The sequence below is a fragment of the Candidatus Binataceae bacterium genome (assembly GCA_035500095.1).
Taxonomy (GTDB): Bacteria; Desulfobacterota; Binatia; order Binatales; family Binataceae; genus JAKAVN01.
The window spans coordinates 1-5305 of record DATJXN010000104.1; the positions used below are offsets into that span (position 1 = coordinate 1).

6 protein-coding genes are annotated in these 5305 nt (G+C 66.9%); 5 read left to right on the forward strand and 1 reads right to left on the reverse strand.

What is annotated here, in order from left to right; translation table 11 throughout:
• A partial coding sequence (locus VMI09_10495) for a tetratricopeptide repeat protein (GenBank protein HTQ25116.1) occupies nucleotides 1-1064 on the forward strand: 1064 nt, incomplete at its 5' end.
• A gap of 6 nt (nucleotides 1065-1070) precedes the next feature.
• Nucleotides 1071-2096 carry a 4-(cytidine 5'-diphospho)-2-C-methyl-D-erythritol kinase gene (locus tag VMI09_10500; GenBank protein HTQ25117.1) on the forward strand — a complete coding sequence of 342 codons (1026 nt, stop codon included), beginning with the start codon at nucleotides 1071-1073 and terminating at the stop codon, nucleotides 2094-2096.
• Here VMI09_10500 and VMI09_10505 read toward each other — a convergent pair.
• Entirely contained in the window at nucleotides 2093-3334 is a 1242-nt protein-coding gene (locus tag VMI09_10505; GenBank protein ID HTQ25118.1) for a polyprenyl synthetase family protein, read from the reverse strand. The two genes, VMI09_10500 and VMI09_10505, sit on opposite strands and share 4 nt — an antisense overlap.
• Here VMI09_10505 and VMI09_10510 point away from each other — a divergent pair.
• From VMI09_10510 to VMI09_10520, 3 genes are all read left to right on the forward strand, one after another.
• Nucleotides 3288-3455 (forward strand): DUF2007 domain-containing protein, encoded by a 168-nt coding sequence (locus VMI09_10510; GenBank protein HTQ25119.1) that lies wholly within the window; start codon nucleotides 3288-3290, stop codon nucleotides 3453-3455. The genes VMI09_10505 and VMI09_10510 overlap by 47 nt on opposite strands.
• Nucleotides 3456-3541: 86 nt before the next feature.
• Entirely contained in the window at nucleotides 3542-4192 is a 651-nt protein-coding gene (locus VMI09_10515; protein HTQ25120.1) for a methyltransferase, read from the forward strand.
• A 29-nt stretch (nucleotides 4193-4221) separates the two neighbouring features.
• Nucleotides 4222-5100 carry a glycine--tRNA ligase subunit alpha gene (locus VMI09_10520; protein ID HTQ25121.1) on the forward strand — a complete coding sequence of 293 codons (879 nt, stop codon included), beginning with the start codon at nucleotides 4222-4224 and terminating at the stop codon, nucleotides 5098-5100.
• The last annotated feature ends 205 nt before the right edge of the window (nucleotides 5101-5305 follow it).

Below are 5305 nucleotides of genomic sequence, written 5' to 3' on the forward strand. Positions count from 1 at the left end.
ATGGCCGCTTTCTCGAGGCCGCCAAGCGCGACGACGACGCGCGGGCTCTCTACACCCGCTTCCTGACGCAGGAGAGCCTGGCGCCGGTGTGCCAGGCCGGGCTTGCGCGCATCGCCGCGGGCACCGTTCCCGATCCGCTGGTCGGCTCGGCGCAGCAGGGCGCGGCGGAGGCGCTGTTCGGCATCGGCACCTCGCTGAGCGATCAATCCAGCACCGACACCGCCGTGCTCTATCTCCGGCTCGCGCTTTATCTCGATCCCCATCACGATCTGGCGCGGCTGGTGCTGGCCGACCGTTACGAGAATCTGCAGAAATACGACGACGCCATCGCGACCTATCGCGACATGGATCATGACGGGCCCTATTGGCCCGCGGCGTCGGTGCAGGCCGCGGTCGATCTCGGCAAGCTGAAGAGGTATGACGAGGCGGTTTCGGAGCTTCAGCGCCTCGCCAAGGACCGGCCGGACGACCTCGCGGTGTGGACCGCGCTGGGCGACATCTATCGCGACGAGGAAAAATACACCGAAGCCGCCGACGCCTACGATCGTGCGATCAAGACGCTCAATCCCGTCGCCGACAAGGATTGGCCGCTGTTCTACGCCCGTGCGGTGTCGGAGGAGCGCTCCAAGCAATGGCCGGACGCCGAGCGCGATCTGCTTCAGGCGCTGAAGCTCAGCCCCGATCAGCCGCAGGTGCTCAATTATCTCGGCTATAGCTGGGTCGACCAGGGCAAGAACCTGGCGCAGGCGCTGGCGATGCTGGAGAAGGCGCGCACGCTTTCGCCGTATGACGGCTACATCGTGGACAGCGTGGGCTGGGCCTATTTCCGCCTCGGCCGCTACGACATGGCAGTGAAGACGCTGGAGGACGCGGTGCTTCTGGTGCCGGGCGACGCCACCATCAACGACCATCTGGGCGACGCCTATTGGAAGGCCGGCCGCAAGGTCGAGGCGCGCTATCAGTGGAGCAATGCGCTCGCCTTCGATCCCGACGCCAAGGAAAAAGCGGCCATCGAGCTGAAGCTCAAGAGCGGGCTCGCGCTCGCCGACGGCAGCGGCGACTGAGACGCCATGCTGCGCGAGGCGGCGCCGGCGAAAATCAATCTTAGTCTGCACGTCGGCGCGCGCCGCGCCGACGGCTATCGCGATCTCGAAAGCCTGGTGGTCTTCGCGGACGCCGGCGACATGCTGACGTTCGAGCGCGCGGATGAACTCTCGCTCGCCATCGAAGGCCCGTTCGCGGGCGCACTTGGTGCAAGCACAAATGTGCCCGGGCAATCACCGTCTAACCCTCAACCGTCATGGCCGGCCCCCGTGCCGGCCATCCATAGGCACCCATCTCGCAGAAAATCTTACGCCGAGACAATGGATGGCCGAGACACGCCCGGCCATGACGAAATAGGTGCTGGTAGCGCCGAAGCGACGCGCAACAACCTTGTCCTCCGCGCCGCGCGCGCTCTTGCCGCCGCCCGCGGCATCGCGGCGAAAGCCCGCATCGTGCTGACCAAGAATCTTCCCGTCGCCTCCGGCATCGGTGGCGGCTCGGCGGACGCCGCGGCCACGCTTCGCGGCTTGAACGCGCTGTGGGGCTTGAACGCATCGGCGGAAACGCTTCGACAAATCGGTTTGTCGCTCGGCTCCGATGTCCCGGTGTGCATACAAAGCCAGCCCGCTCGCATGTCCGGCCGCGGCGAGATCGTCGAGCCGGCTCCGGGCATCCCTGCGTTGACGATGGTGCTCGCCAATCCCGGCATCTCGGTTTCGACTGCGGAGGTTTTTTCCCGCTTCACGCAAACCCTCTTCGCCTTTGGCGGGGAGGGCAGGATGAGGGGGATCGCCACACTAGGCGCGTTCCTCGAAGACCTGGCGCAATCCCGCAACGATCTGGAATCGTCCGCAATCGAAATCGCACCGGTCATCGCCGAGGTGCTCGCCGCGCTACGCGGCAACGGCGCCTTGCTCGCCCGCATGTCCGGCAGCGGCGCGACGTGCTTCGGGATTTTCGAAACCGACGACGGCGCATCCGAAGCCGCGGCGTGCATCGCGCAAGCCCATCCGGATTGGTGGTGCGTGGTGGCGCGAACGGCCGCCGCCTAATATCCCCGCCCGACGCAGAACGCCGCCACGTCGATCAGCGCCGCGCCGATTTCGGTCTCGGCATAGTCCGACAGCGCGTCCGCCGCCGCTTCCGCGTAAAGATGCGCGCGCGCGCGGGTCTCGGCGATGGCGCCGCAATCTTCGATATAGGCGATGGCGCGCCTGAGATCGCCCTCGTGCTGCGGTCCGGTCTCGATGGTGCGGCGCCAGAAGCGGCGCGCCTCCTCGTCGGCGCGGGCATAGGCGACGATCAGCGGGAAGGTCGCCTTGGCCTCGCGGAAATCGTCGCCGACGGATTTGCCCATCTGCGCCTGGCGTCCGGAATAATCCAGCGCATCGTCGATCAGCTGGAAGGCGATGCCGAGATTCTGCCCGTATTCGCGTAGCGCCCGCACGAAAGGCGCCCGCCCGCCCGACAGCAGCGCGCCCGATTCCGCCGCCGACGCGAACAGCGCCGCCGTCTTGGCCGAGACCACCTTCAGATATTCGGCCTCGGTGACGGCGAGATTGTTGGCGGATTTGAGCTGCATCACTTCGCCTTCCGCGATCACCGCGGAGGCGCGCGCCAGCACGCCCAGCACCTCGATGCTCCCGGCCTCGACCATCAGCACGAAGGCGCGGCTGAAGAGATAATCGCCCACCAGCACGCTCGGCTTGTTGCCCCACACGATATTGGCGGCGATCTTGCCGCGCCTGAGCGCGCTCGCATCGACCACATCGTCATGCAGAAGCGTGGCGGTATGGATGAACTCGACGGCGGCGGCGAGATTCACGTGATGCCGGCCGGCATAGCCGCCCAGCCGCGCCGCGGCCAGCGTCAGCAGCGGCCGCAGGCGCTTGCCGCCCGAATCCACCAGATGCGCCGCCAGGTCCGGGATCAGCGGTACCGCGCTTCCCATCCGGGCGTGGATCAGCGTATCGACCTCGGCCATGTCGGCCGCGACCAGGGCCTGGAGACGATCGACGGGCGAGGGGGGCGCCTCTCGGAGTTTCACTGCCTCGGCGGTGCTCATGCGGGCCTTCTTGCCGCCCCTTCGCTGCCCTGCGACATTAGACGGGCGTAATGCGGGGTCAAGGATGGCGGAATGACACTGTTGTGCGAAAGCCTCACTTGACGCGGCGCGGAGGCGCCACACGGTGCGGGAAATCCTCAAGACCAACAATCCGGTGGAGTTGAGCTTCGTCCGGGCGGTGCTGACGGATGCGGGAATCCGAAGCTTCGTGCTGGACGAGAACATGAGCGTCCTCGACGGCAGCATGGTCATTCTGCCGCGCCGGCTGATGGTGGACGACGCGGACGAAACCGCCGCGCGCAAGCTGGTGAACGACGCGCTAACCAGCACCTCGCCCTTCGCGTGAACGCGGGCGCGATAGACCGGTTCCTGGGCGGCCGAATCGCGTTGCGGCAGCCGGCGCGCGGATTCCGCTCCGGCCTCGACGCGGTGATGCTCGCCGCCGCGGTGCCGGCGAAGGCGAAGGACACGGTGCTCGAACTCGGCGCCGGCGCGGGCGTAGCGAGCCTTTGCCTCGCCGCGCGCGTGCCCGGTTGCACGATCGTGGGATTGGAGATCGATCCCGAACTCGTGGCGTTGGCGAACGGGAATACCGCCCGGAACGGATTGGAATCCCGCGTGCGATTTCTGCCGGGCGACGTGTGCGATCCGCCGCGCGGCGTTCGCACGGGCTTCGATCACGTCTTCGCCAATCCGCCGTTCCACGATCCCCGAAGCGACGCCTCGCCGGTCGCCGAGCGCGCGCGGGCCAAGCGCGACGCGGGACAATTGGCAACATGGCTCGCGATGGGCCTAAAGCGCACGGCCTCCAACGGCACCTTCACGCTCATCCTGCGCGCGGACCGTCTCGGCGAGGCGCTCGCGGCGTTGCCCGCGACGGGCGTCACCGTCTTCCCGCTGTGGCCGAAGGCAGACCGGCCCGCGAAACGCATCCTCATCCAGACGCGCAAATCCGCGCGCGCGCCGCTGGCGGTCCTGCCGGGTCTGGTGCTGCATCGACGCGACGGCGGCTACACGCCGGGCGCCGATGCCGTTCTTCACGGCGCGCCGCTGAGCCTTGTTCCGCCGCGGCCCCGCCTATAGGGTCCGGCCCGTTTCGGAAGGCGAGACTCGTGGCCAAAGCCCTCACATTCCAGGATCTGATCCTGACGCTCCAGAATTACTGGGCGGGGCAGGGCTGCGTGATCCTGCAGCCTTACGATGTGGAGATGGGCGCGGGCACCTTCCATCCCGCGACCACCCTGCGTTCGCTCGGTCCCCGGCCCTGGCGCGCGGCCTATGTGCAGCCCAGCCGCCGGCCCAAGGACGGCCGCTACGGCGAAAACCCGAACCGGCTGCAGCACTATTATCAATACCAGGTGATCCTGAAGCCGGCGCCGGCCGACGTGCTCGACCTCTATCTCGGCTCGCTCGCGGCCATCGGCCTCGATCCCATGCTCCACGACATCCGCTTCGTCGAAGACGATTGGGAAAGCCCCACGCTCGGCGCCTGGGGGCTCGGCTGGGAAGTGTGGTGCGACGGCATGGAGATCACCCAGTTCACCTATTTCCAGCAGGTGGGCGGCATCGATTGCGATCCGGTGTCGGCGGAAATCACCTACGGCCTCGAGCGGCTGGCCATGTACGTGCAGAACGTGGAGTTCGTCTACGACCTCGCCTTCAACGAGAATTTCCGCTACGGCGAGGTCTTCCACCAAAGCGAGCGCGAATTCTCCGCCTTCAATTTCGAGAAGGCCGATACCGCGATCCTGTTCAAGCATTTCGAAGACGCCGAAAAGGAATGCAAGGCGCTGATCGGCGGCAACCTCACGCTTCCCGCCTACGACCAATGCATCAAGGCCAGCCACTGTTTCAACCTGCTCGACGCGCGCGGCGTGATTTCGGTGACGGAACGCGCCGCCTACATCGCCCGCGTCCGCGCGCTGGCAAAAGCCTGCTGCGAATCCTGGCTCGCATCGCCGATGGGCGCCTATGAGCCGAGGTACGGGTGATGGCGCGGCGCTCTCACCATCATTGTCATCCCCGGCGAGCTTCGCGCGCATGGCGCGCGGAGCGAGGGAAGGGGACCCAGGTATCTACAACCGCACGCTCTTCAGGAATTCGGCTCGGCGCCAGCTCTCGCAGAACGCCCAGGTTCCACCACCTGGGTCCCCTTCCCCTCGCGTTGCTGACGCAACGCTCGGCCGGGGATGACAA